The organism is Pseudomonas sp. CK-NBRI-02 (genome assembly GCF_008124495.1).
GTDB classification, from domain to species: domain Bacteria; phylum Pseudomonadota; class Gammaproteobacteria; order Pseudomonadales; family Pseudomonadaceae; genus Aquipseudomonas; species Aquipseudomonas guariconensis.
On sequence record NZ_VSJH01000003.1, the window covers coordinates 62344 to 84694 of the forward strand.

The 22351-nt window shown below is 64.7% G+C and carries 17 protein-coding genes; 4 read left to right on the top strand and 13 right to left on the bottom strand.

What is annotated here, in order from left to right; genetic code table 11:
* Position 1 precedes the first annotated feature (1 nt).
* The 4 genes from DQ397_RS02890 to DQ397_RS02905 are packed head-to-tail and all read right to left on the bottom strand — an operon-like array spanning position 2 to position 4533.
* A complete protein-coding gene (locus DQ397_RS02890; protein WP_043209216.1) occupies positions 2 to 1192 on the bottom strand; it encodes an MFS transporter in 1191 nt (396 codons plus the stop codon).
* Complete coding sequence (locus tag DQ397_RS02895) at positions 1179 to 2231, bottom strand: ABC transporter substrate-binding protein (RefSeq protein ID WP_043209218.1); 1053 nt, start codon at positions 2229 to 2231, stop codon at positions 1179 to 1181. The genes DQ397_RS02890 and DQ397_RS02895 overlap by 14 nt, the downstream gene beginning before the upstream one ends.
* A 58-nt stretch (positions 2232 to 2289) precedes the next feature.
* Positions 2290 to 3345 carry an ABC transporter substrate-binding protein gene (locus DQ397_RS02900; protein WP_043209220.1) on the bottom strand — a complete coding sequence of 352 codons (1056 nt, stop codon included), beginning with the start codon at positions 3343 to 3345 and terminating at the stop codon, positions 2290 to 2292.
* Between the two features lie 21 nt (positions 3346 to 3366).
* Positions 3367 to 4533 (bottom strand): LLM class flavin-dependent oxidoreductase, encoded by a 1167-nt coding sequence (locus tag DQ397_RS02905; protein ID WP_043209223.1) that lies wholly within the window; start codon positions 4531 to 4533, stop codon positions 3367 to 3369.
* A gap of 331 nt (positions 4534 to 4864) precedes the next feature.
* On the opposite strand from DQ397_RS02905, the gene DQ397_RS02910 reads away from it, so the two are divergent.
* Positions 4865 to 5599, top strand: coding sequence for a class II aldolase/adducin family protein (locus DQ397_RS02910; RefSeq protein WP_043209224.1), 735 nt, complete (start codon positions 4865 to 4867; stop codon positions 5597 to 5599).
* Between the two features lie 74 nt (positions 5600 to 5673).
* Here the strand turns inward: DQ397_RS02910 and DQ397_RS02915 are convergent, their stop codons facing one another.
* Both DQ397_RS02915 and DQ397_RS02920 read right to left on the bottom strand, forming a co-directional pair.
* Complete coding sequence (locus DQ397_RS02915; RefSeq protein WP_043209228.1) at positions 5674 to 6747, bottom strand: ABC transporter substrate-binding protein; 1074 nt, start codon at positions 6745 to 6747, stop codon at positions 5674 to 5676.
* 47 nt (positions 6748 to 6794) lie between these two features.
* A complete protein-coding gene (locus DQ397_RS02920; RefSeq protein WP_043209258.1) occupies positions 6795 to 9020 on the bottom strand; it encodes a TonB-dependent receptor in 2226 nt (741 codons plus the stop codon).
* 378 nt (positions 9021 to 9398) lie between these two features.
* Here DQ397_RS02920 and DQ397_RS02925 point away from each other — a divergent pair, with 378 nt between their 5' ends.
* The gene (locus DQ397_RS02925; protein ID WP_052352426.1) at positions 9399 to 10487 is read left to right on the top strand and encodes a sigma-54-dependent Fis family transcriptional regulator; all 1089 of its coding nucleotides are present in this window, start codon (positions 9399 to 9401) and stop codon (positions 10485 to 10487) included.
* Positions 10488 to 10536: 49 nt separating this feature from the next.
* Here DQ397_RS02925 and DQ397_RS02930 read toward each other — a convergent pair whose 3' ends face one another.
* Positions 10537 to 12657, bottom strand: coding sequence for a TonB-dependent siderophore receptor (locus DQ397_RS02930; protein WP_052352427.1), 2121 nt, complete (start codon positions 12655 to 12657; stop codon positions 10537 to 10539).
* Positions 12658 to 12997: 340 nt separating this feature from the next.
* On the opposite strand from DQ397_RS02930, the gene DQ397_RS02935 reads away from it, so the two are divergent.
* Positions 12998 to 13471: a nuclear transport factor 2 family protein gene (locus DQ397_RS02935; protein ID WP_238556603.1), complete on the top strand. Its 474-nt coding sequence runs from the start codon at positions 12998 to 13000 to the stop codon at positions 13469 to 13471.
* On the opposite strand, the gene DQ397_RS02940 is transcribed toward DQ397_RS02935, so the two are convergent.
* Positions 13455 to 14576: a mechanosensitive ion channel family protein gene (locus tag DQ397_RS02940; protein ID WP_043209235.1), complete on the bottom strand. Its 1122-nt coding sequence runs from the start codon at positions 14574 to 14576 to the stop codon at positions 13455 to 13457. The two genes, DQ397_RS02935 and DQ397_RS02940, sit on opposite strands and share 17 nt — an antisense overlap.
* Before the next feature lie 117 nt (positions 14577 to 14693).
* Positions 14694 to 15887 carry a Na+/H+ antiporter NhaA gene (nhaA, locus tag DQ397_RS02945; RefSeq protein WP_043209264.1) on the bottom strand — a complete coding sequence of 398 codons (1194 nt, stop codon included), beginning with the start codon at positions 15885 to 15887 and terminating at the stop codon, positions 14694 to 14696.
* 449 nt (positions 15888 to 16336) lie between these two features.
* Between nhaA and DQ397_RS02950 the strand changes: the two genes are divergently transcribed.
* Positions 16337 to 17308 (top strand): AraC family transcriptional regulator, encoded by a 972-nt coding sequence (locus DQ397_RS02950; RefSeq protein ID WP_043209237.1) that lies wholly within the window; start codon positions 16337 to 16339, stop codon positions 17306 to 17308.
* A gap of 26 nt (positions 17309 to 17334) precedes the next feature.
* Here the strand turns inward: DQ397_RS02950 and DQ397_RS02955 are convergent, their stop codons facing one another.
* The 4 genes from DQ397_RS02955 to DQ397_RS02970 form a co-directional block, all read right to left on the bottom strand.
* Positions 17335 to 19251: a tyrosine-protein phosphatase gene (locus DQ397_RS02955; protein ID WP_043209238.1), complete on the bottom strand. Its 1917-nt coding sequence runs from the start codon at positions 19249 to 19251 to the stop codon at positions 17335 to 17337.
* A 287-nt stretch (positions 19252 to 19538) separates the two neighbouring features.
* Positions 19539 to 19910, bottom strand: coding sequence for a RidA family protein (locus tag DQ397_RS02960; protein WP_043209241.1), 372 nt, complete (start codon positions 19908 to 19910; stop codon positions 19539 to 19541).
* Positions 19911 to 19939: 29 nt separating this feature from the next.
* The gene (locus tag DQ397_RS02965; RefSeq protein ID WP_043209242.1) at positions 19940 to 20635 is read right to left on the bottom strand and encodes a DUF3726 domain-containing protein; all 696 of its coding nucleotides are present in this window, start codon (positions 20633 to 20635) and stop codon (positions 19940 to 19942) included.
* Positions 20636 to 20637: 2 nt separating this feature from the next.
* Positions 20638 to 22332: a hypothetical protein gene (locus tag DQ397_RS02970; protein ID WP_043209244.1), complete on the bottom strand. Its 1695-nt coding sequence runs from the start codon at positions 22330 to 22332 to the stop codon at positions 20638 to 20640.
* Between the last annotated feature and the right edge of the window lie 19 nt (positions 22333 to 22351).

A 22351-nucleotide genomic window follows, 5' to 3' on the forward strand; every position in this document is an offset into this window, starting at 1 on the left:
GTCAGCCCTCCACGACGATGACAGGGGTCGTACCGCGCCGCACGTGGCGCAGCCAGCAGAACAGGGCGGTGAGCAGCACCAGCGGGGTCCACGCCAAAAACAGGTTGGCCGTGCCGATCCAGTGGCTGATCACCCCACCTAGCAAGGCACCGGTACAGCCGCCAAGCATCCCGGCCAGGTTGAACAGGCCCGAGAGCTTGCTCTTGTCCAGCGGCGAGTCGCTCATCCGCGCCATGTTCACCAAGTGCGCCAGGGCGCTGGCCACGCTCAGCAGCACTGCCCCCGCGGCCAGCCAGGCATAGCCCTGGCCACGACCGAGCAGCAGCAGGCCCGTCACTGCCAGGCCCAGCCCTGCAAGGTAGGTCAGGCGCCGCCCCGCGCGCGTTACCAAGCGGCCAAGGCTGAACAGGCCCAGCACCGCCGCCAGGCCCTGGATCATCACCAGACTCACGGCACGCTCCTGGCTCAGGTGTGCGACCTCCATGGCCAGCACGATGACGAAGGTGCCGAACAACGCACCGGTGGCGCCGGACAACAGTTCGATCAGGCAGCTCTCGGCAACCTCGGCATGGCCGAGCAAGGCACGGGACTGGGCGAGGATGCCGCCGTCAATCTCGGGGGCGGTCTCGGCCGGGTTTTCGTGCTCCCAAAAACCAAGGCTGTACACCGCCATCGAGCCGAAGCACAGCCCGATCACCACGAAGCCCAACGTAAAGCTGCCACCGCTCAGGGCATTGCCCAGTAACGGGCCGAGCAAGCCCATGCCCAGGGTCAGCGCGCCGCGATACCAGCCGGCCTTGTCGCGGCCTATGTGGCGCAACTGACGCAGAAAGGCGCTGTTCATGGCCACGATGCGAAACGGGATGCACAGGCCGATCAGCAGCCGAGCCACGGCCAGCCAGGTCCAATGGGCGAACAGCGGGATCGCCAAGTTCAGCAGCAGCGGCCCGAGGCTGGCCAGAAAGTACACCCGGCGTGCACCGAAGCGGGCGATGACGAAGCCCGCCGGCAGGGTCAGCAGCACCATGCCCAGCGACTCCATGGCCGAGATCACCCCCAACTGCAACGGGCTGGCGCCCAGGTGCATGGCGTACAGAGTGGTGACGATCTTCGCCATGCCGATGGTGGCGCCACTGAAGGTCGCCAGGAACATGAAGCTGGCGATGAAGCCGTGCGGCCTAGATGGCGACATTGACGTTCTCCAGCAGGTGCGCCAGCGGCCGGGGTTCGATCCACTGACGCACATCGAAGCGGCGCGCAATGAACCCCCAGCGTTCGAGAAAGTCCGTGAGGTCCTGCAAGGCCTCGATGGAGCGCTCCGCCAGGTTGGTGCGCAGGCGCAGGTGGGCGTCTTCGCCATAGGCCGCCGCGACCCAGTACTCGCTGGTGTTCAGCTCGCGGGCGAGGAAGCGGCGGGTCTCTTCGGGGTGGGCCCAGGCCCATTGCTCGGCACGCAGCACGCTGTCGAGGATCAGCACCGCGGCGTCGAAGTGCTGGTCCAGCAGGTGCTGGTCGACGGTCAGGGTGCGTGGGGTGCCGATGTTGGCGCGCACCAGCGGATCGGGGTGCGAGCCGATGTCCACCACCACCCGCAGGCCGAATTCGTCGGCCAGGTGCAGGCCGTGGGCGCCCTTGAGGAAGATCGCGTCGATATCGCCTCGCAGCAGGCCGATCAACTCGTTGTTGCGCTGGCGCACACGGTCGCCGAGGCTGACCTGGGCACCGTGCACGTGGCGCACCGGGTCGTCGCTGTAGGTACCGCCATAGGGGTAGTCCACCAGCTCCACGTCATGGGGGCTCAGGCCCTCCAGGCGCAGGGCGTTTTCCAGGCCCCGGATGGCCTGGGCACGGGTGAAATCGATCTGCACGTTGGCCCACTTGGGAAGGCCGAAGCGGCGGTTGCGCAGGTCGCGAATACCGCGCACAGGGCTATCGGCGGTGGTGACGATCAACTGCACCTCGTCGCTCCATGACAGGCCCAGCACGCGGGTATCGCGCCCGCTGGCGCGGGCCCAGATGGCCGGGATGTTGCCGCCATGGCGTACCGAATTGTGCAGATGATGGTCGAAGTGCGCCTCACGCACCTCGCGGTCGGAGGATTCGCGCAGGGCCTGGATGCGCGTACCCCAGGGCTGGAAGGCCCGGGCCAGTCGGCCGGATTCGACAGCGATGCCGAGCCCCGTGGGTACCGGACTGTGGGTGTACCAGAGGGTGTCGAGTGGGTTGTTCATGCAAGAGCCTTGTGCGGATGGGCAGTCGGCCCCAGCCTGCGCCGGGGCCAGATGATGCTCAGCTGGCGCGCTTGGCGACGGCGCTGCGCAGGGCGTCCAGCGGGCGCGGGTCGATCCAGTCGCGCACCACGAAGCGCTCGGGGATGAAGCCCCAGCGGTGCAGGAAGTCGGTGAAGTCCTGCAAGGCCGTGGCGGCGCGCTCGTCGAGCGCGGTGTGCAGGCGCAGGTGCGCGTCCTCGCCGTAGGCCTGGACCACCCAATACTCGCTGCTGTTGGCTTCGCGAGCGAGGTAGCGGCGGGTGTCCTCCGGGTGAGCATGGGCCCATTGCTCGGCGCGCAGCACCGCACCGAGGATGCCCACGGCACTGTCGAAGTGCTGGTCGAGCAGGTGCTGATCGACGCTCAGGGTGCGCGGCGTTCCGTTGTTCGAACGCACCAGCGGCTCAGGGTGCGAGCCGGTGTCGATCACCGTGTGCAGGCCAAACTGCTGGGCCAGCTGCACCGCATGAGCCCCCTTGAGGAAGATCGCATCCACTTCACCGCGCAGCAGCCCGGTGAGCTCCGGGTTCTGCCCGCCACGGCGGCTGCCGCCGAAGGCCCCGAGACCGGCGATGCGCTGGGGCGCTTCATCGCTGAAGGTGCCGCCCTGGATGAAGTCCACCAACTCCACGTCCTTGACCTCCAGGCCTTCCAGACGCAGGGCATTTTCCAGACCGCGGATGGCCTGGGCGCGGGTGAAGTCGATCTGTGCGCCAGTCCAGTGGGGCAGGCCGAAGCGCCGGCCCTTGAGGTCCTTGACGGAGCGGATGCCGCTGTCCGGCAAACTGAGGATCAGTTGCACCTCGTCGGCCCAAGACAAGCCGATCACCCGAGTCTCGCGCCCGCTGGCGCGGGCCCAGATGGCCGGAATGCTGCCCCCGTGGCGCACCGAGTTCTGCAGGCTGTGATCGAAATGCGACTCACGCACTGCCTGGCTGGCGGACTCACGTAGCGACTGGATGCGCGTGCCCTGGTCGCCCAGGGCCTGTTCCAGCCAGCCTTTCTGCAAGGCAATGCCGAGCCCGGTGGGCACGGGGCAGCGGGTGTACCAGAGGGTATCGAGCGGTTGACTCATGATGTGCAGCTCCTTGCAGGGTCAGGCGCTGGCCTTCAGCGCGGTGGGGTGGTCGTCTTGCGAGTGACGGCGGGTCTGCACCAGCGGCAGCACTTCCTGGCCGATGCGCAGGGCTTCTTCCAGGTGCGGATTGCCGGCCAGGATGAAGGTCGAGAAACCGGCGTCGCGGTATTCGGCCAGGCGTTCGGCGACGTTCTCGTGGCTGCCCACCAGACCCACGGTGGGCCCTGGCTTGGCCTTGCCGAAACCGGCCCAGAGGTTGGGGCCCAGGATCAGGTCGTCGAAGCGTTCCAGGTGCTGGTGATAGGCGCTCTGGCGGGCGGCGCCCACCGAGTCGGAGCCGCTGGCGAAGTGCTTGATCGCGGCACTGGTGCGGGTGTCGATCCGCTCGTATTGCTGGCGCAGCTCGCGCCAGGCGGCGTCTTCGGTTTCGCGAGCGAACAGGTCGATGCGGATGCCGAAGCGCACCTGGCGGCCTTGTTTGTCGGCCAACTCGCGGACACGGTCCAAGTGGGGTTTGAGCTTGTCCACCGGCTCTGCCCAGTTCAGGTAGACATCGGCGTGGCGCGCGGCCACGTCCAGCGCGGCGTCGGAGAAGCCGGAGAAGTAGATGCTCGGCTTGCGCTCGTGCTTGAGCCCTGGTGGCAACGCGCCGTTCTCCAGTTGGTAGATATCGCCCTGGTAGCTGAACTGTTCGTTGCGCCACAGACCCTCGATGATGTCGAGGAATTCGCCGGTGCGCTGGTAGCGTTTGTCGTGTTCGAGGAAGTCGCCGTTGGCGCGTTGGCTGGCAGGGTTGCCACCGGTGATGATGTTCCACTCCAGGCGGCCGTGGCTGAGGTTCTGCAGGATCGCGGCTTGCTGGGCGGCATAGGCCGGCAGCGTCCAGGTGGCCTGGAAGGCCACCAGGAACTTGATGCGGCGGGTCTCCCGGGCCAAAGCCGCGGCGGCGATCCACGGCTCCGGCCCGGTGGGCAGCAGGGCCCCTTCGAAGCCTGCAAGCTCGGCGGCCTTGGCCACCTGGGCGATGTAGTCGATGTACGTGAAGCCGTCGGCCTCGCCGTTGGGCAGACGCCCGGGGGCAATGTTGCCCGGACGGTAAGTCGGGGCGCCGCGGTTGTTCTTGTCGGTGGCCAGGTAAGGGCCGTCGCTACCCAAGGGTAGGCGCCAGAAGAATTCGGTGCTCATGGCTGTGCTCCAGTGGCTGCATGAAGGAAGGCCCGAACGCATCCAGCGTGGGCTTGCCAGTCATTGAGCAAGGGCTGTGCCGAAAGTCTGGAAGCCTTGTGCAGCAAGGGGTGCAGCGTGGTTCAAGCCGCATCCATGAGCGCGATTGCTGATCCAGCAACACTTGGTCAGCAACGGCTGTTGGCGCCGCAGCAGATGCGGGCCGTACGTGCCGTGGAAATTGATCTTGTAACGGATAAGTGATTGAAAAAACTTGAAATTCAGGAGTGGCACAACTTCTGCTCAGACAGTGCTAGCCCGACTTTCCGAGGCGCTACACAGGAGTTGCACCATGTCCCATCGAATCACCCCGGCACTGCTCGCCCAGCTCGATCGCGTGCGGCACGATTTCGCCAAGGCCTTCCAGGTGTTGCGCGATACCCGCACGCTGAGCGCCACCAATACCTTCCAGGCCTACCTGCGTGTGCCGGACAGCGATCTGGTGATCGCCCTGCACGCCCCAAGCCCCTGGGCCGATGACCCGACCATTCGCGCAGTGGTTGCCAATTACGATGGCGAGGTGGTGCTGGACGAGACCGCCGACGGCAGTTCCCCCTTGAGCGGACGCAAGGCCGGCGGCAATGGCCAGCGTTACGCCCAGGTGTTCCAGCGGCGTCCTGAGGTGAATGTGGTGATTCACGTGCATACCCCGTACCTGGGGGGCTGGGCCAGTGCGCACCGGGTACTGCCGATCCGCTATGCCGCCTCCCAGCGCGTGACGTTGGCCCGCGAGCTGCCGATCTACATCGACCGTCGCCAGCCTGAACAAGCGTTCATCGTCGAGCGTATCGAGCAGAACCCGCATACACCGGCCATTCTCGAAGCCAATGGCGGCGCCACGTTCTGGGGTGAGTCGTTGTTGCAGGTGTCCAAGTTGATTTTGCTGATCGAGGAGGGCGCGCACTTCCAAGGGCTGGCTGAACTGTTCGGCGGCTCCCAGGAGTTCGGCCCGGGCGTGCTGGAGCAGCAGTGGAAGATGACCGGGCTGTGGGCACAGGGCCAAAAGTTGCTGGAACGCGTGGCCTGAGCCCGGCGGCTGCTGCGCAGCCCATTCGCGGGCCTACCCGCAAATGGGCTGCGCAGCAGCCCCGGCGGTGTTGATCAGGGCTGGGTGGCGACCGAAGCCACAGGCACTGTCCAGTACTGCTGCAACTGCAGATTCTGCAACCCTTGCTGCACGAACTTCGGCTCGAGCAAGGTCTCTACGTTCACCTCGCCGCGAATCAACCGAGCCTTGAGGGCATAGGCAATGGCGTCGGTGTAATGCTGGCGCAGCGCCTGGTCGTACAGGGGGCTGAAATGCTGCGCCCAAGGCTGGCCCTCGGCTTCGCGCTGCAACACGCTCAAAGGTTGCCCGGACTGCGCCTGGTAGGCCTGGTACGCCGCCTGGTTCTCTGGCTGCGCGGTCCAGTGGGCGGCCTTGAGGTAGGCATCGACCACCAGTTGGGTAATCTCAGGCTGCTGGGCGATGAAATCCTTGGCGCCCCACAGTTCGGCGCGCATCCGCCAGTCAGCGGGGGCCTGCTTGCTCGACCAGATGATGCGCCCGACCTGCTTGTCTTCGAGCAGATACGCATCGCTCAGGGTGAAGAGCGCATCGACACGCCCCGCACTGAGCGCAGCGGCACCGGCCTGGGGGTTGAGGTTGAAGATGCGAAAGTCATCGAACCGCAGCTGGTTGGCGTCGAGCAACTTGGCGAACGAGAGCTCCCAGGGCCGTCCGCGGTGCAGGGCGATGCGCTTACCCTTGAGGTCGGCGATGGATTTGGCCGATGACCCCGGCGGCACCACCAAGTACACGTTGTTGCCGCTGCCGCCAGGCACGATCAGTTGGGTCGAGACGCCTGAGGCATTGGCGATGATCGACGGCAGGTCGCCATAGAAGGCGAAATCGATACGCCGGTTGGCGAACTCTTCGTTGACGAATGTCCCCACCGAGGCAGTGGCGGCCGGTACCCATTGGAGTTTGATGTTGCGCTGGGCCAGCTGCTGTTCGAGCCATTTGTCCCGATCCATGACGTAGGACGGGCCATTGAAGATGGTCTTGCCGGCATTGGCATAGGCCACGGTGGCGATGCGCACGGTCTGTGGTTCAGCCGCCTGGGCCTGGGCCGTGAGCAACGCGGCGGGCAGCAGCAGGTGACGCAGCAGCCGGGGCAGGGTAGCGATGGGCATGATGGGCTCCTCGAGCAGGCCCGCGGCACATGCCGCGGGCGTTGGGGTCAGAATTCGGTGGTGACGGAAACGCCGAAGGTGCGCGGGTCGCCGAACATCACTCCGGCAGTTTGGAAGCCGCCCGGCAGGGTGTGGTTGCGGTACTCCTTGTCGGTCAGGTTGCTGACATAGGCGCTCACTTGAGTGGTGTCGCCGGGCAGCTCGTAGGTGATCCGCGCGTTGCCCAGGGTATAGCCGCCGCTACGCATGTTCTGGCTCTGGTCGTTGGAGAAGAAGTACTGGCGGCTGCGGGTGTTCCAGTCGGTGCCCAGCACCAGTGCGCCGCCGACTTGCAGCGGGATGCGGTAGTCCGCGCCGATCACCGCCGAGACGTTCGGTGCGCGGACGAACTTGTTGCCCGAATAGTCGTTGCTGCCGGAGGTGTAGTCGGTGAACTCGGTGTGCAACAGACCCAGGGCGAAGTTCAGGTGCAGGTTTTGCACTGGCACCGCTTCGAGCTCGAACTCCGCGCCGTACGCCTCGCCCTCGGCACCGTTGGCCAGGCGCGAGACGGTCTGGTTGTTCACCGCGCTGACGATATTCAGCTGGATGTCTTCATAGTCGTAGTAGAACAGCGCGGCGTTGGCGTTCAGCCGCCCATCCAGCCACTCGGACTTCACCCCCAGCTCGTAGGAGGTCAGGTATTCCGGGTTCACCGTGGCCACGGTCGCCTGGCTGGTCGCGCCGGTGTTGTAACCGCCGGAGCGGAAGCCATAGGCGTAGCGCAGGTACACCCGCGCGTTGTCGGAAATCTGGTACTCGGGGGTGAGATCGTAAGTCCAGTCGCTCCAGGTGTTGCGCTCGTCCTGCACAGCGTTGACCACCAGCGGGCTGGACACGCTGCCAGGCTTCCACCAGTCGCCGTTGGAAAAGTCAGCCTGGCCCTGGTTCTGCACCCGGCGCAGGTCGATGTCCTTGGTTTCGCGGGTCCAGCGCAGGCCGGCGGTGATGCTGAAGTCCTCGGTGAAGCGGAACGTGCTGCTGCCGAAGACCGCGTAGCTCTCGGTGCCCTGGTTGTAGCTGAGGTTGTTGTAGTAGCGAGGGATGAACGGGTTGTCCAGGGCGGCGCTGGCGTTGCGCGAGTCGAGGTCCTCGTTGAAGTAGTGCAGGCCCACCACCCAGTTCAGCCGGTCCTCGCGCGGCGAGGCCAGGCGCAGCTCCTGGGACCACTGCTGGCTGTCGGCATAGGCGTAGCTGCGTTGCAGCTCGAGCGGGGTGTTGTCCGAATCGCTGAAACCGTCGCGTGTGAAGTGCTCGAACGCGCTGATGGAGGTGAGCGTCAAGTCGCCCAACTGCCAGTTGAGGTTGAGGTTGGTGCCGACCTGGTCGATCTGCACTTGGTATTTGGCGTTGTAGTTGACCTTGCCCTGCTTGGGATCGATACGGTAGCCGAACTGGTTGCTGCCATCGGGACGCAGGCCATAGCTCACGGTGCTGTAGCCGCCGGTGTCGTGATAGCTGCGGGCATGCAGGTTGAGGTTGGCCTCCAGATCATCGTTGATGTAAGCCAGGAACTGCAGCCGCGCGGCGTCGTCCTCGAGCGCCCCTTGGTCGTTGTGGTCGGCGATGTTCTCGTTGTAGCCATCGCGGCCCTGATGGCGGAACGACAGGCGTGCGGCCAGGCGATCGCTCACCAGGGCATCGCTGATGGCGCCTTCGAGCACACGATCGTCATAGTCGCCATAGCCGGCCTTGGCATAGCCAGAGCGTTCGAAGGTCGGCTTGCGCGAGATGAAGTTGATTGCGCCGGCGGTGGTGTTCTTGCCCCAGAGGGTACCTTGGGGGCCGCGCAGGACCTCGACGCGCTCCTGGTCGAACAGCGGGAAACCTGTGGCGCTGATGTTGGCGATGTATACGTCATCGACATAGATGCCCACGGGGCTCACGGTATTGGCGCCCTGATCGCCGGTGCCCAGGCCGCGAATCCACCAGCGCGGCCGGCCATGACCCTCGGTAGTACCGGCCGAAGCGTTGGGGATGAAGCGTGTGACCTCGTTGGCCGATTGCAGCGAGCTGTCGCGGATTTTGTCGCCGCTGAGCACTGAAATCGAAGCTGGAACTTCCTGGGCGGTCTCCTCGCGCTTCTGCGCGGTGACCACCACCTTGGACAAGGTAGAGCCGGTACTGTCGACGGTGGTCGACTCACTGGGCGTAAGGCTTTCGTCAGCCAGCGCCGTCAATGCGGGCAGCCCCCCCAGGGCGACGGCGATGGAAAGTGCGGTGCGTTTGAACATGCTGATCCCCAATGGCATTCGGAACGGACGTCGTGCAGCGGTGTGGCTGCGTTGTCGTAATGACGGTGCGTGCGTCCGTTGGCTGGCGCGCATGGCATCCGGCGCGTCCTGGTCTGGCAGGACACCTTGGGGGTAGGGCAACAACCGTACCGGTTTTTATTTTTGCTGGATAACTAATTGAATTTATTGTGATTTTCTTGTTTTTGGCGGGCTTGTCGCATGGGCTGGGGGGATCTGCGCTGGCAGCAAGGGTTGCTGCTGCTGTGCTGCTGGTGCAACAGTGCCACTAAAGTTATAAGCAAATGCATATTTATAATTATTTTGTAATAAGGATTTTCGGGCACTATCGACCCATTGCCTGCCAAAGGACTTGCCGCCATGTCGCTGCTCACCCATCCCCACGCCCGTGAACTGAGCAAATCGGTGCGTGCCACCGTGTTGGTCTTCGAGGACCCGCGCTCGCGCGAACTGCTCAGCCGCATCGAGCGCCTTGCCCCCAGTGAAGCCAATGCGTTGATCATCGGCGAGACGGGCACGGGCAAGGAACTGGTCGCCCGCCATATCCATCAGTTGAGCCGACGCGCCCGGGCGCCGTTCGTTGCCGTGAACTGCGGCGCGTTCCCCGAGAGCCTGGTGGAGAGCGAGCTGTTCGGACACGAGAAGGGCGCCTTCACCGGGGCCACCACCAGCAAGGCCGGCTGGTTCGAGGCGGCCAATGGCGGCACGCTGTTTCTCGACGAGATCGGCGATCTGCCACTGAACATGCAGGTCAAGCTGCTGCGGGTGCTGCAGGAGCGCGAAGTGGTGCGCCTGGGTTCGCGCAACGCTATCCCCATCGACGTACGCTTGGTGGCGGCGACCAACGTCAACCTGGCCGATGCCGTGGTGGCCGGGCATTTTCGCGAGGACCTGTTCTACCGCCTGCACGTGGCGACCATCCGCCTGCCGCCGCTGCGCGAACGGCCCGGGGACATCCTGCCGCTGGCCAGGTTCTTCGTCGAGGAGCATTGCCAGCGTCTGGGCTACCAGCGCGCCATCTTGAGCCCCGAGGCCGAACGCAAGCTGCTCGGGCACAGCTGGCCTGGCAACATCCGCGAGCTGGAGAACGCCATCCACCATGCGCTGCTGGTCTGCCGCCAGCAGCGGGTTCAGCCGGGCGACTTGCACCTGGCCGACATGCGCACCCCTGCGTCACGCCATGAGGCGCTACCCGCCCCGCCCCTCGAAGCGAGCCTGGATGCTGCGTTGCTGGCGTTGTACGAGCGCAACCTGCCGGACCTCTACGAGCACATCGAGGAGGCCGTGTTTCGCACGGCCTATCGCTACTGCCATGGCAATCAGTTGCAGACCGCACGGCTGCTGGGCATCAGCCGCAACATCGTGCGGGCTCGGCTGGAGCGGATCGGGGAACTGGAGCCTTCCAGCCGGACATTGAAAGCCAATGAGCGGTGGCTGGCGTCGGGGTGAGTGGCAAGTGGCAGGCTGTCCTGGTCAGGCACCAGGACAGCCTGTGGCATCAGAAGCGGTAGGCCAGGCTGGCTTCCAGGGTACGAGGGGCACCTGGGGTGATCAGGTCCACCGAGCCATGGGCAGAGGCGTAGTAGTCCCGGTCGAATGCGTTCTTCAAGCGCAGCGCCATGTCCCAGTGCTGTTCGCTGTACAGCAGCGCGGCATCGAAGGTGGTGTAGCCAGGCATCACCACACGGTTGTCCAAGGCGGTGTAGCGCTCGTCCACATAATTGGCGCCGGCGGCGACGCGCCACTGTGCGTTGAGGCTGCGTACCAGCCAGAGGTTGGCGCTGTTGCGTGGAGTGAGCGTTGGGGTCTGGCCTTCGTTGGCAATGCCGTTGGTCTTGGCGTTGGACTTGATGATTTCTGCATCCAGGTAGGCGTAGCCGGCATAGACCTGCCATTTGTCCGAGAGCTGACCGGTGACCGTCGCCTCGAAGCCGTCGGTACGCTGCTCGCCGGCCAGGATGGTCAATCCTGGGACGACCGGGTCTGGGGTCCGCATGTTGGTGCGCTCCAGGCGGAAGATGGCTGCAGTCACCGCCAGCTTGTTGTCCAGCAAGTCCCACTTGGCGCCCAACTCGTAGTTGGTGGTTTTCTCAGGCTCCAAATCCGCGTTGCCGGCGTTGACGGCAAACATTTCCCCTGAAGGCTGGTAGCTGCGGCTGACGGATACGTAGTACGACTGGATCTGGTCGGGCTGGTACACCAGGCCCACGCGTGGGCTCCAGGTCTTGTCGGTACGGTCAAGGTCGACGTCGTCGGCACGGATGTCGTCGTACTCCTGGCCGAAGATGTCATACCGCACGCCGACCAGCGCTTTCCAGTGCTCGTTCAGCTCGATCAGATCCTGCACGTAAAAGCCTGCGGTCTGCTGGTAATTGGTGCCCTTTGAGGTCAGGTTGGCGGCATGCTCCGGGACCGGGACCAAGCCGTCGCGATACACCGGTACCTGAGCGACGTTGTTCTGGCTGAACACGCGTTGGTACTTGTCTTGATAGCCCACTTCCACGCCATACAGCAGGTTGTGCTGCATGCCGGCCAGTTGCGCCTGCTGCTTGAGCTCAGTCTGGTTGAACACGCCGTACTCGTCGCGGGCCACGTTGCCGCGGTTGAGTTTGACCAACAGCTCGCCGTCCGGCGCGGTGACGAAGCGGGTCGGGCTGCTGTCGGCCAGGGTGTTGTTGCGGTCCAGATCGTAGTGGTAGTAGCGGCTGGTGTTGGTCAGGGTGAAGTCGTCGTTGATGCGGTAGTCCAGGCTCGCGGTGAAGGAAAACACTTCGCTGCGGGCGTAGTCCTGGTCGGCGTCGCCGGAGCCGAAGCGCTTGTCGCGGTCCACATCCACCGGGCGGTTGCCCAGGGCCGGGATACCGAAGTCGATCAGGCGTTTGTCGTACAGGTAGGTGGCACCCAGGTTCAATTCCAAATCGTCAGAAAGACGGAAATACGCCGACGGTGCGATGGCCTTGCGATCAATGTAGCCATCGTCGCGGAAGGTGTCGCTGTCCTCGAACGCGCCGGTGAGGCGATAGGCCTGGTTGCCCTGCGGGTCGGCATAGCCGGTGTCGAACTGGGTGCGGCGCTTGCCTTCGGTGTCGAAGGTCATCCCCACTTCGTGTTTGGGCGCAAAGCCTGGTTTCTTGCTGACGCTGTTGATCAAGCCACCTGACGAACCACGGCCGTAGAGCACGGCAGCCGGGCCTTTGATGACCTCGACGCGCTCGATATTGGACAGATCGCGAAAATACAAGGCGTCGTCGCGAACCCCATCGATGTACATATCGCCGATAGCACTGAAGCCACGAATGGTGACCTGGTCGCGTTGGCCATCGCCGTTGGAGAGTCCGACCCCGGGCACGTTCTTGAGCACGTCTTCCATGGACTGTGCGCCTTGATCCTTGATCACGCTCTCTGGCACCACATTGACCGTCTGGGGAATGTCGCGCAGGGGCGCATCGATCTTCAGGGCACTCTTGCTTTCGCTGGCCTTGTAGCTTTGCTGCTCGTAGGCACCGGTGACCGAGGTCGCTGGCAAGGCCAGCGTTTGCTGGGTTTCAGCGTAGGCGGCAGGGATTACCAACAGGCCCAGCATCGACAGCGATGCTGGGGCGACAGACCTTTTTGCCATTACGAATCACTCGCGTTGTTGTTTTCTGTCGCAAATAGTAACGATTCACAAATGTAAAGCAAGTGTAAAGAAGCGCGCACTCAATCGAATGCTTATGCATGGCGAGAGTGGGCAAAGGGATGTCGTTGGAGGGTGTCGGGGTCTGTGCTACAGACCTAGTCCAAATGGAGGGTGCATCGGGCGTTCGCGTAAGGATAGGTTTGCTAGCACCGTCCGCGACAGGACAAGCAGCAGGCGGCGCCCGGAACGTTCAAGGGCAGGGGGCTGCGAGGGCGCGCACCTGCCCAAGGTGCAGCAGATGAAAACAGCGTCTGGTGGCAACCATCCCAGGGAGAACCTCATGCAAGACGCAATGACACTGGAGCAACGCATCGCCCGCCTCGAGGCCCTGGAGGCCATCCGAGAGCTCAAGCATCGTTACTTGAACGCATGCGATCGCAAGGACGTGGCCGCGATTCGCGACTGTTTCGCTCAAGGCCCGGTGCTGATCGACTACGGCCCGCTGGGCGTGTTCAACGACCGCGAACCGTTCCTGGCGCTATACCGCGAACTGGCCTGTGTGCCCCGGGTGATCGATCTGCACCACGCCGCCAACCCGCAGATCGACTACCAAGACCCAGACAACGCCCAGGCGCGCTGGGCCTTGCACTACCAGAACCGCGACGCTGAAACCGGCGTGACCCGCCAGCTTGGTGGCTTCTACCAGGACCGCTACCGACGAGAGGCGGGTCAGTGGCGCATCGTCGAAACGGTATTTCGCGGGCACTTCGAAGTGGTGCGGCCAAAGCCCGGACCGATCAGTCCCTGGCCTTGAACACGCCGGCTTCGCGGCCCATCTGGTTCGAAGCCTGGGGCAGGGAGGTCACTTTGATCGCTCGCGCCGGCACGGCGAACTTGGCCCCGATGCTGGCGAACTGCTCAAGCAACTGGAAGTTGATCGCCTGCTGGATGTCCATGTACAGGTTGTAGCCGGGGTCGAGCACGATGTAGACGCATTCGAACTCCAGCGACTCCTTGCCGAAGCCGCGCAGGTGCGCGCGGTCGAAGCGTACCTGCTGCTGGGACTTGATCACCTGGGCGACGATGCCCGGCGCCTTTTTCACCGCCTCGGTGGGCGTGTCGTAGGACAGGCCGAATTCAAAGACGATGCGCCGTTCCTGCAGGCGTTTGTAGTTCTGGATGGTGCTGCTGATCATGCCGGCGTTGGCCATGACGATCTGCTCGCCGCCCAGGCTGCGGATGCGCGTGGTCTTCAGACCAATGTGTTCGACCGTGCCGGCCAGTGGGCCGATGACGATGAAGTCGCCCACCTCGAATGGCTTGTCCACGGCGATGGAGAGGGAAGCGAACAGGTCGCCGAGGATGTTCTGCACCGCCAGCGCCACGGCGATCCCGCCCACGCCGAGGCTGGCGACGAAGGCGGTGATGTTCACCCCCAGGTTCGACAGCATCGCCAGCAACACCATCGACCACAGCAGCACCCGCGCGCCCCAGGCCGACAGGGTGGCCAGGGCGCTGCCTTGGTAGAAGCCCTCGGCGCTGTGCCGCGCGAAATAGCGGGCAAGGCCCAGGGCGATGGCGCGGTTGGCCCACAGGCCGATCTGCAGGGCGGCGACCACGAACCACAGGCTGCCGACCCGGTCCAGCCAGCGCTCGGGCAGGTCCAGCACGCCCAGGCCCACCAGCAGCGCGGCGAGCAGCAACAGCACGTTGCTGGTGCCATCGAGGACTTTGGCCAGGACTTGGGCGAAATGCCCATCGTGGGAGGACCAATGCTGGACCCGGCGCTTGACGAAGCTGATCGCCCAGCGAGCGATCAGGAAGGTGAGGATGCTGACCGCCAGGGCAAGCATCAGGTTGAGCACAGAGATGCCAAAGAGCGTCGTGGTCGTCAGCGATTCGAGGAATCGTTCGTTCATCGTCGGTTGCCCTCCAAGGCAGTGTTGAACACGTGCTCGTTAGAAGGGCATTGGCATCGGGGGTTGGACCGCATGTGTGCGGCCCTCGACGAACGGTGCGCGCGTGACTGCCGCGCTTCAGGCTTGGCGCTTGGGCGCAAAGCGCAGGATGGCGCAGGCGACGAGCGCCGACACCAGCGAGCCGAGCAGGATGCCGATCTTGGCCTCGTCGATCCGCTCGGGCTGCCCTGGGAAAGCCAACTCGCCGATGAACAGGCTCATGGTAAAGCCGATGCCGCACAGCATCGCCACCCCATAGATCTGCAGCCAGCTGGCGCCGCGCGGCTTGGCCGCAAGGCCGGTCTTGACCGCCAGCCAGACGCCTGCGAACACGCCCAGCTGTTTGCCCAGCAACAGGCCCAGGGCAATGGCCAGTGGCAGCGGGGCGAGCACATCGCTCACGCTCAAGTGGCTGAAGGAAACCCCCGCATTGGCAAAGCCAAAGGCCGGCACGACCAAGAACCCGACCCATGGCGCCAGGGCGTGCTCGAGCTTGAGCAGCGGGCTGGCTTTGCCGACCCCGGCGCTGTAGGGAATCAACAGTGCGCCGACCACGCCAGCGATGGTGGCGTGCACACCCGACAGCAAGGTGACGTACCACAGCGCAGCGACACCCAGCAGGTACGGCCACAGCGACACCACGCGCAGACGGTTGAACGCCAGCAGCACGAGGATGATCCCGCCTGCTGCAGCCAGGGCCAGCAGGTTGATCGACGAGGTGTAGAACAGCGCGATGATCGCCACGGCGCCCATGTCATCGATGATCGCCACCGAGACCAGCATCACCTTCAGCGACAGCGGTGCGTGCCGACCCAGCAGCGCCAGGGCGCCGACGGCGAAAGCGATGTCCGTGGCCGCGGGGATGGCCCAGCCGCTGGCAAGGCCCGGTTCGCTGCGCGAGACCGCCAGGAAGATCAGCGCCGGGACGGCCATGCCCATCAAGGCGGGCAACGCCGGCAGGCGGCGTTGCTCCCAGGTGGCCAGACGGCCATCGACCAGCTCGCGCTTGATTTCCAGCCCCACCAGCAGGAAGAACACCGCCATCAACCCGTCGTTGACCCACAGGTGAACGGTCATCGGGCCGAGCTTGTCGCTGAGCGTGGGCCCCACGGGCAAGTGCAACAGATGTTGGTAAGTGCTGGCCCAAGGGCTGTTGGCCAGGACAATGGCAAGGGCAGCGGTGATCATCAGCAGCACGCCGCCAGCGGCCTCGCTGGTCAGCAGGCGGTGCAGCAGCGACGGCCGCGCAAGGGTGGGCACAGGTGCATTCATACGGGAGTCCTCGTTCATGACGTCACCTTCGCGAGGGCAGCGGCGCGTCGGAATGCGGACACAGCAAAACGATGGCCCCGGACGTTCCGGGCCACTGCAGCAAAGGATGGGAAGAAGGGAAGGGGATGGCGCTTGGAAAGCCCGGCCGAGACACGGCGGAGCGGGGAACGCCAAAACAGTGTGGAGGCTGCATGCAACATGAAAATAGCTCTCGGAAAACAAATGAATGTTCTCCGTATTCGGGAAGGCTCCCGGGCGCACGCAGCACACGCCAGGCGACAATTCTACGAGGGTAATTCGCTACTTTCTGTAGGAATTTACTTCGAAATGTTGCCGCGGTTGTGTTTTGTTTTGCTCAAGCCCTGGCCATGTGCAGGTCACGTCGCTGTCATGCCCCCTTGGTAAGGTCAGGCGCCCATGCGTCCAAACAACAAGAAGGTGACCCTAAGGTGTTTTCCGGCACGCCCCGCAAACAGATCATCCTCCGCTCCCGAGGCCTGCGCAGCGACGCTTTCGGTGCGTTGTTCTCGCAGATGTTCGACAACCTCTATGCCGACTCGCTGGCGCTGTCGGACGACATCGTCATCAGTGGCGTCTATGGGCGGCACGAGGGCGTCAGCTTTCGCCGCATGCACTACCGGGGCGATTGCTCCATCACCTTTGGCGCCCCGCAAGATGAGATCACCTTCGTGCTGCCCAGCGCCGGGCGGGTCGTCTTCGAGCACGGCGTCGAGACGACCGGCCGGCCCGGTATGGGCCTGGCCATCGACAAGCGAGCGATCCGGACCCTGCATTTTGCCGACGACCATGCCCAGTGCGGCATGTCGATCCGCCGGGGGCTGATCACCGAGCGGCTGGCGATCCTGTTGGGCCGTCCGGTATTACAGCCGATCCGCTTCGAGCCGGTGGTGGACCTGGGTGTCGCGGCGTTCCAGGGCATTCGTGCGTTGCTCGAGCTGGCCACGGGGAACGCGTTCGACTCGTTGATCCACGCGGGCGTGCTGATGCCAGTGCGCTTGCAGGAAATGCTGGTCGACGCGGTGCTCGAGGCCTGGCCGCACAACCACAGCGAAGCGCTGCGCCGGCCCTCGCCGCAAATCGCGCCGCGGCATGTGAAGCTGGCCATGGACTACATCCGCGCCAACCCCCACAGCCTGACCAGCGGGGCCGAGCTGGCAGCGCTGGCCAACGTCAGCCTGCGGGCTCTGCAGCAGGGCTTCAAGCGGTTCGTGGGGGCATCGATCGTCGATTATCAACGCCAGGTACGCCTGGAGCGGGCCTATGAAGCCCTGGCACGTGGGGAGTCCGGCTCGGTGTCGGAGGTGGCGTTGCGTCATGGGTTCAGCAACGCCGGGCGGTTTTCGCACTACTTCCAACAGGCCTATGGCGTGAGCCCCGCTCAGGTGCTGCGGGGAGTGTAAGCCCCCGCTCTGCAGAGCAGTGGGGGTCAGAACGCGTAGCTGGCCTTCAGGCTCCCGCTCACCCCATGGCTGTCACCGCCCCCCATGGCCGCCACTTCACCGCCCACGCTGAACGCACCCAGGTTGGCCATGAGGTTGACCGCGCCGGTGAACTGGTCGCGATTGTCGAACGCGGCGCGTTGTTCGATATCCAGCCCCAGCAGATGACCTTCGCTGTCCACCTGATGATCCCCAAGCACATGCTCGTAACCCACCGAGAAGCCCGGCACCAGCTGCCAGCCGCTGTCCAGGTGCACCGCCGCCAGGTTGCCCTGAAGGTTGGCCACGGCGCTGCGTCGGGTCTGCCCGGTGCCATCGACGTCCAGGGCCAGCTCGCTGCCTTTTTCAGTGAACCCCGACAGGTCCACATGACTGACCCTCACGCCCAGGCTCGGTTCCAGCACCAGCGCGCCGCTGTTCAGGCGATAGCCCAAGGCAACGCTCGCCCCCGCCAGGTTGCCGTGACTGTCGCCCTTGGCCCGGCCCAGGCCGCCGCCCAGATCGCGCTTGCTTTGATAGTCGAACCACCCGGCGCTGGCCTTGGCATCGATGAACAGCCCTCGCTCCAGGCTGCCGGGAGCGAAGCGGGCACCTGCACTGAGGAAGGTCAGGTCGGTGTCTGCCTCACCGCCAGCGCCGCCGACGTTGCCGTTGCTGTAACCGAAGCCGGCATGGGCACTGAGCTGCTCGGAAACGCGCTGGGTCACGCCGATCATCAGACCCTGGCTGTGCTCGTTGCTGCTTTGTGCGTGGGACGAGCCGTCGGTGCCCACATAGCCGGCCAGCGCCGTGCTCCACAGGCGCGACTGACCAGGCTTGAGGTCCGCGCCATGGGTGAAGGGCGCTGCTGCCTGGTCGATCATCGCGCCCTGGCGCAGCAGGTAGCTGGCCGCATCCGCATGCACCTGGCCCCCGACAGTGGATTCCAAGCCCCCCAAAGTGCCGGCATCGATGGCCGATTGCAGGTAGTAGTTGTAGGCGCTGTAAGTGCCAGAGAGCGAGCTGTCCTGCAGGTCCTGCAACAGACCTGCGCCGGCGGCAGCGTTGCCTTGCAGGCTGGCCTGGCCGGGCAGGCTGTTATAGCGGACCATCTTGCCGCGCAGCACGTAGATCGTTTCCTGGGACAGGCCCAGGCCCTGTTTGAGGTAGTTGTCCATGGTGCCGTAGCGCGCCTTGACCTCATCGAGCCCAGCCTGCAGGTAGCTGGCGTCCACGCCGATCATCGGCCCGTAGATCGCCGCCAGGTTCGGCGGCAGCGCTGCCAGCGTCGCCGCGATGCGGTCAGCGGTGTAGTCGTTGGTGGCCAGGTAGTTGGCCATGATGGTGGCGTCGTCCACCCCGGCGATGCTTTGCAGTACCGCAGCGGTCCAGCCGGTGCGGTCCTTGCCGGCGGTGCAATGGAACAATGTCGCGCCTTCGGCGCTGGCCAGTTCGTTGAACAGCACGGTGTACTGGCTACGCATGCCCGCGTCATAGACGAATGCGCGGTTGGTCTCCTTCATCATCGCAATCGCCTCGTCGGCGTTGTGGAACGTGGTGTTGGTGATGTCCACCCCCGAGGTGGTCGCACCGATGATGTCGATGTTCTGGTAGCGAACGCCGGGCGGCAGGCGGTCAGGCGTGACGGCGATCTCGTTGGGGGTGCGCAGGTCGAACACCTTGCCGATGTTCAGGCTGGTGAGGGTGGCCATGTCCGCGTTGGTCGGTGTCACGGCGTTGGTGCGGTAGAACACGCCGGCGCGCAGGGTCCCATTGTGGGCGGTGCTGTACGCGGTGGTGGTGCCGGCAATGTCGCGGAAGTTGTCCATGCCCACCAGGCGCGGAGTGTTGAGCGGGTCGGCGGCGTGAGCGGCGCCAATGGCGAGGGTGAGCAGGGACAGGGAACACAGGACGCGTGAATACACGGATCTAGCCTCGTTGTTGTGTAGGGGCTAGCCACTATTAGCGCGTTCCTTGGGCCGCGATATTGCACAGGCCCCTGGCAACGACGATGAGTGCGCGATCGGTCTGCGCGGTGCGCGATCTGTCTATCCACCTCCTGTTCTTGCAGGGCTCTCGAGGCCCATTCGCGTGCAAATCGACACCCACCTGGCCCCCGGTGAATCCTGTGCGAGCGGGTTAACCGAACTGCCGTGAACGGCACGGCCGGTGCCTTGCGCGGGCGAGGCTGCCAGGCAGCCTCAGGGTGGGTTTACACGCAGGCGTAGACCACCAGTTCCACCAGCATTTCCTCCCGCGCCAAACCGGCCACCACCACGGCTGCACGGTTGGGGTAGGGCGCATGGAAATAATCGGTGTACAGGCTGTTGACCGTGGCCAGGTAACTGCGGTCGGTGACGTAGATCAGCACTTGGGTCACGGCGTCCAGCGAGCTGCCGGCCGCCTCCAGGGTGTGCCGCAGATTGTCCAGGGTCTGGCGGGTCTGGGCCTCGATGCCGCCAGCGACGACCTGGCCGTGGGCGTCGATGGGAATCTGTGCGGTGTACAGAGTGCCATTGCCGACGACCGCCCATTCCAATGGGGCCTTGGAGGCGAACAGGTTGGTCTTGATCGCATGTTTCATGAAGGAAATTCCTGAGTGTTCGGTAAGGGTCAGTCGGCATCGCTGCCGCCGCCCGCGCCATGGCGGCGGGAGGCTTCGGTGCTTTCGACGAGGATGTGATCGGCCATCTGCTTGAGCCTGCGCCAGGTGTGTTCGCTGACCGTGAACCCTTGGTTGAGCAGGCTGTGGGTCGCGGCGACCGGAGCGATGGCCCGGGCAGGCCGACTGAACAACACCGTGATGCTTTGCTCGATCGCATCCCCGGCACCGGGCGGGGCGTCGCAGTGCAGTTGAGGATGGTTGGCGCCTGCGGCGAAGCTGGCCACATGGCGCTGGCGGGCATCGTCCCAGCGGGCCTGCACCTGCAGCCCCATCTCGGCCGCCCGGCTCAGGTAGCCCAGCAACAGCAGGCGGTTGTGGCAGTGGTGGATACGCAGCACCGCCTGACCGCTGCGCAGGGCCTTGCCCAGCGCCAGTTCCACTACGGTCGCGGCGCAACGCAGCACGCTCTGGCCCTTGGCGTCGATCACCAGCAGGGCGCTGTCTTCGTAGCACAGGGTGAACGGCTGCTCGGCTTCGCTTTGCAGGTAGTCCAGGGCTTTTTCCAGCGTGCCGATGCCGTCCAGCCCCTGCAGGTGCAACCAGCCGACCAGGTCGGCGGCGTCCTCGCAGTCGCCAGCGGCAAAGCCCATGCCTTCGAAGGCCTTGCGGCACATCACCTGGATTTCGTTGAGCGATACGCGCATGGTCACAGCCCCTCCTGCGGCATCACCGCGAAGTTCCAGTCGTCATCGAACGGCTGGCCGATGTCGCTGACCAGCGGCGCGCCCTGGAACAGCGTGATGCGTACCCAGCGACTGGACTTGGGGTCGAACTTGCCGGCGCCGAAGAACGCCAGTTTGCAGCGCAGCAGGTGGATCGGCAGCATGTCCTGGGCCAGCAGGTTGGCGCGGATTTCGCCATAGCTGGTATGGGCCATGCCTTGCAGGCGGCGCACCGTGCCCTTGAACGCCGGTTGGGCGATGAGGAAATGCGCGGTCAGTGCCTGGGGCTGCTCGCGCAGGTGCTCGACTAACGCTCCATGGCAGCGCTGGATATTGCGGGCGATGCCCAGTTGCATCTCTTTTTCGGCGCCCGGCTCCTCGGCGCGCATGCCCAGGCGCGGCTCTTCTTTTTCGGCCGAGCGGTACCAGAAGAAATGCTCGGCTTCGACATTGCCGAAGTCGTAGGCCAGGGCCCAGGCGTACTGCCGCTCGATGAGTTCACGTAACTGCGCAAGGGGCATCTGGGCATCCAGGCGCAGGCCTTCGACCACACCCATCTGCTCGGCCAGCGGCGTGACTTGCTCGGGGTACAGCTCCAGCAACAGGCTCACCAGCAGTTCCTGGCAACCTAGCCCGGCGTGGGCTTCGCTCCAGGCCAGCAGGCGCGGCCAGAGATCGTCGCCCGCCGGCTGGCCACCGAGCCAGTCGGCCAACGCCGACAGCTCGGCGAGGGTGCGCAGGTTTTGCTCATGCTGGCGCACATCTTCGGTCTGGGTCTGGCTCAGGTGCAGGTGGGCGCGGCTGAGCAACCGCTGAAGGCGGGCCAGATGCGCAGGTTCGGCCGATCGTGCCAGTACCTGCGCCAGGGCGGTTTCCCGCGTGCTGATCCAGCGCTCCACGAGCTGCGGGTGATTGATCAAAAAAGGCGCCATGCCCAGGCCCGTGGCATTGCCTACGCCCAGGTAGCGTTGCAGTGCCGGGGCCAGCTGTACCGCCCGTTGTGGGTTGAGCGCACGGGCCATGTGCTCGATCTGCTCGATGCTGAAATGGCGCAGCAGGTACACCGTGAACATCTGCGCGCTGAACGGCTGGTTGAAGTCCGGGTTGTCTTGCAGGCAACCAAAGTCGGCGATGCCGAACTTACCGTTGCCGTAGACGGCGGTGGTGCGGTAGAGGTAGCCCACCTCGGCCAGCTGACGCGGGTCCGGTTGCTGACCTTCGGCCAGCGCCGCCAGGAACCGGTCGAAATTGCGCAGGCTGCGGTTGGCCCGGGACAGCACCAGCACGCGGGCATCGAAGCGACCGGCTTCCTGCAGCGGCACGTTGCGCGCAAGGTCGTCCAGTTGCGCCGCGTCGACATCCCCGGCCACCAGCACGAAGGTCACGTCCCACTGGTCGGCGATCACCCGGTCGCTGCGCTTTTCCGGCGGCAGGTAGGCCGAGAAGATCACGCAGTGGTAATGGGCACTCGGCGTGTCGATGCGGTAAATCACAGTGCCGAAACCTTCGCCATCGAGGTCGAAGCGGCTGCGCTGGATCTGCCAGCGCTGGTTCATCATCCGCCGCATGCTGCTGCGCACGAAGCTCAGCGGGCTTTGGAAGTGGCTGCCCAACCGGGCCAAGTCCATGACCTGGTCGGCAGGGCGCAGCGTGGGGGTGGCAAGCACGGTGTTGGACATTGTTGTCGTACCTGGATGC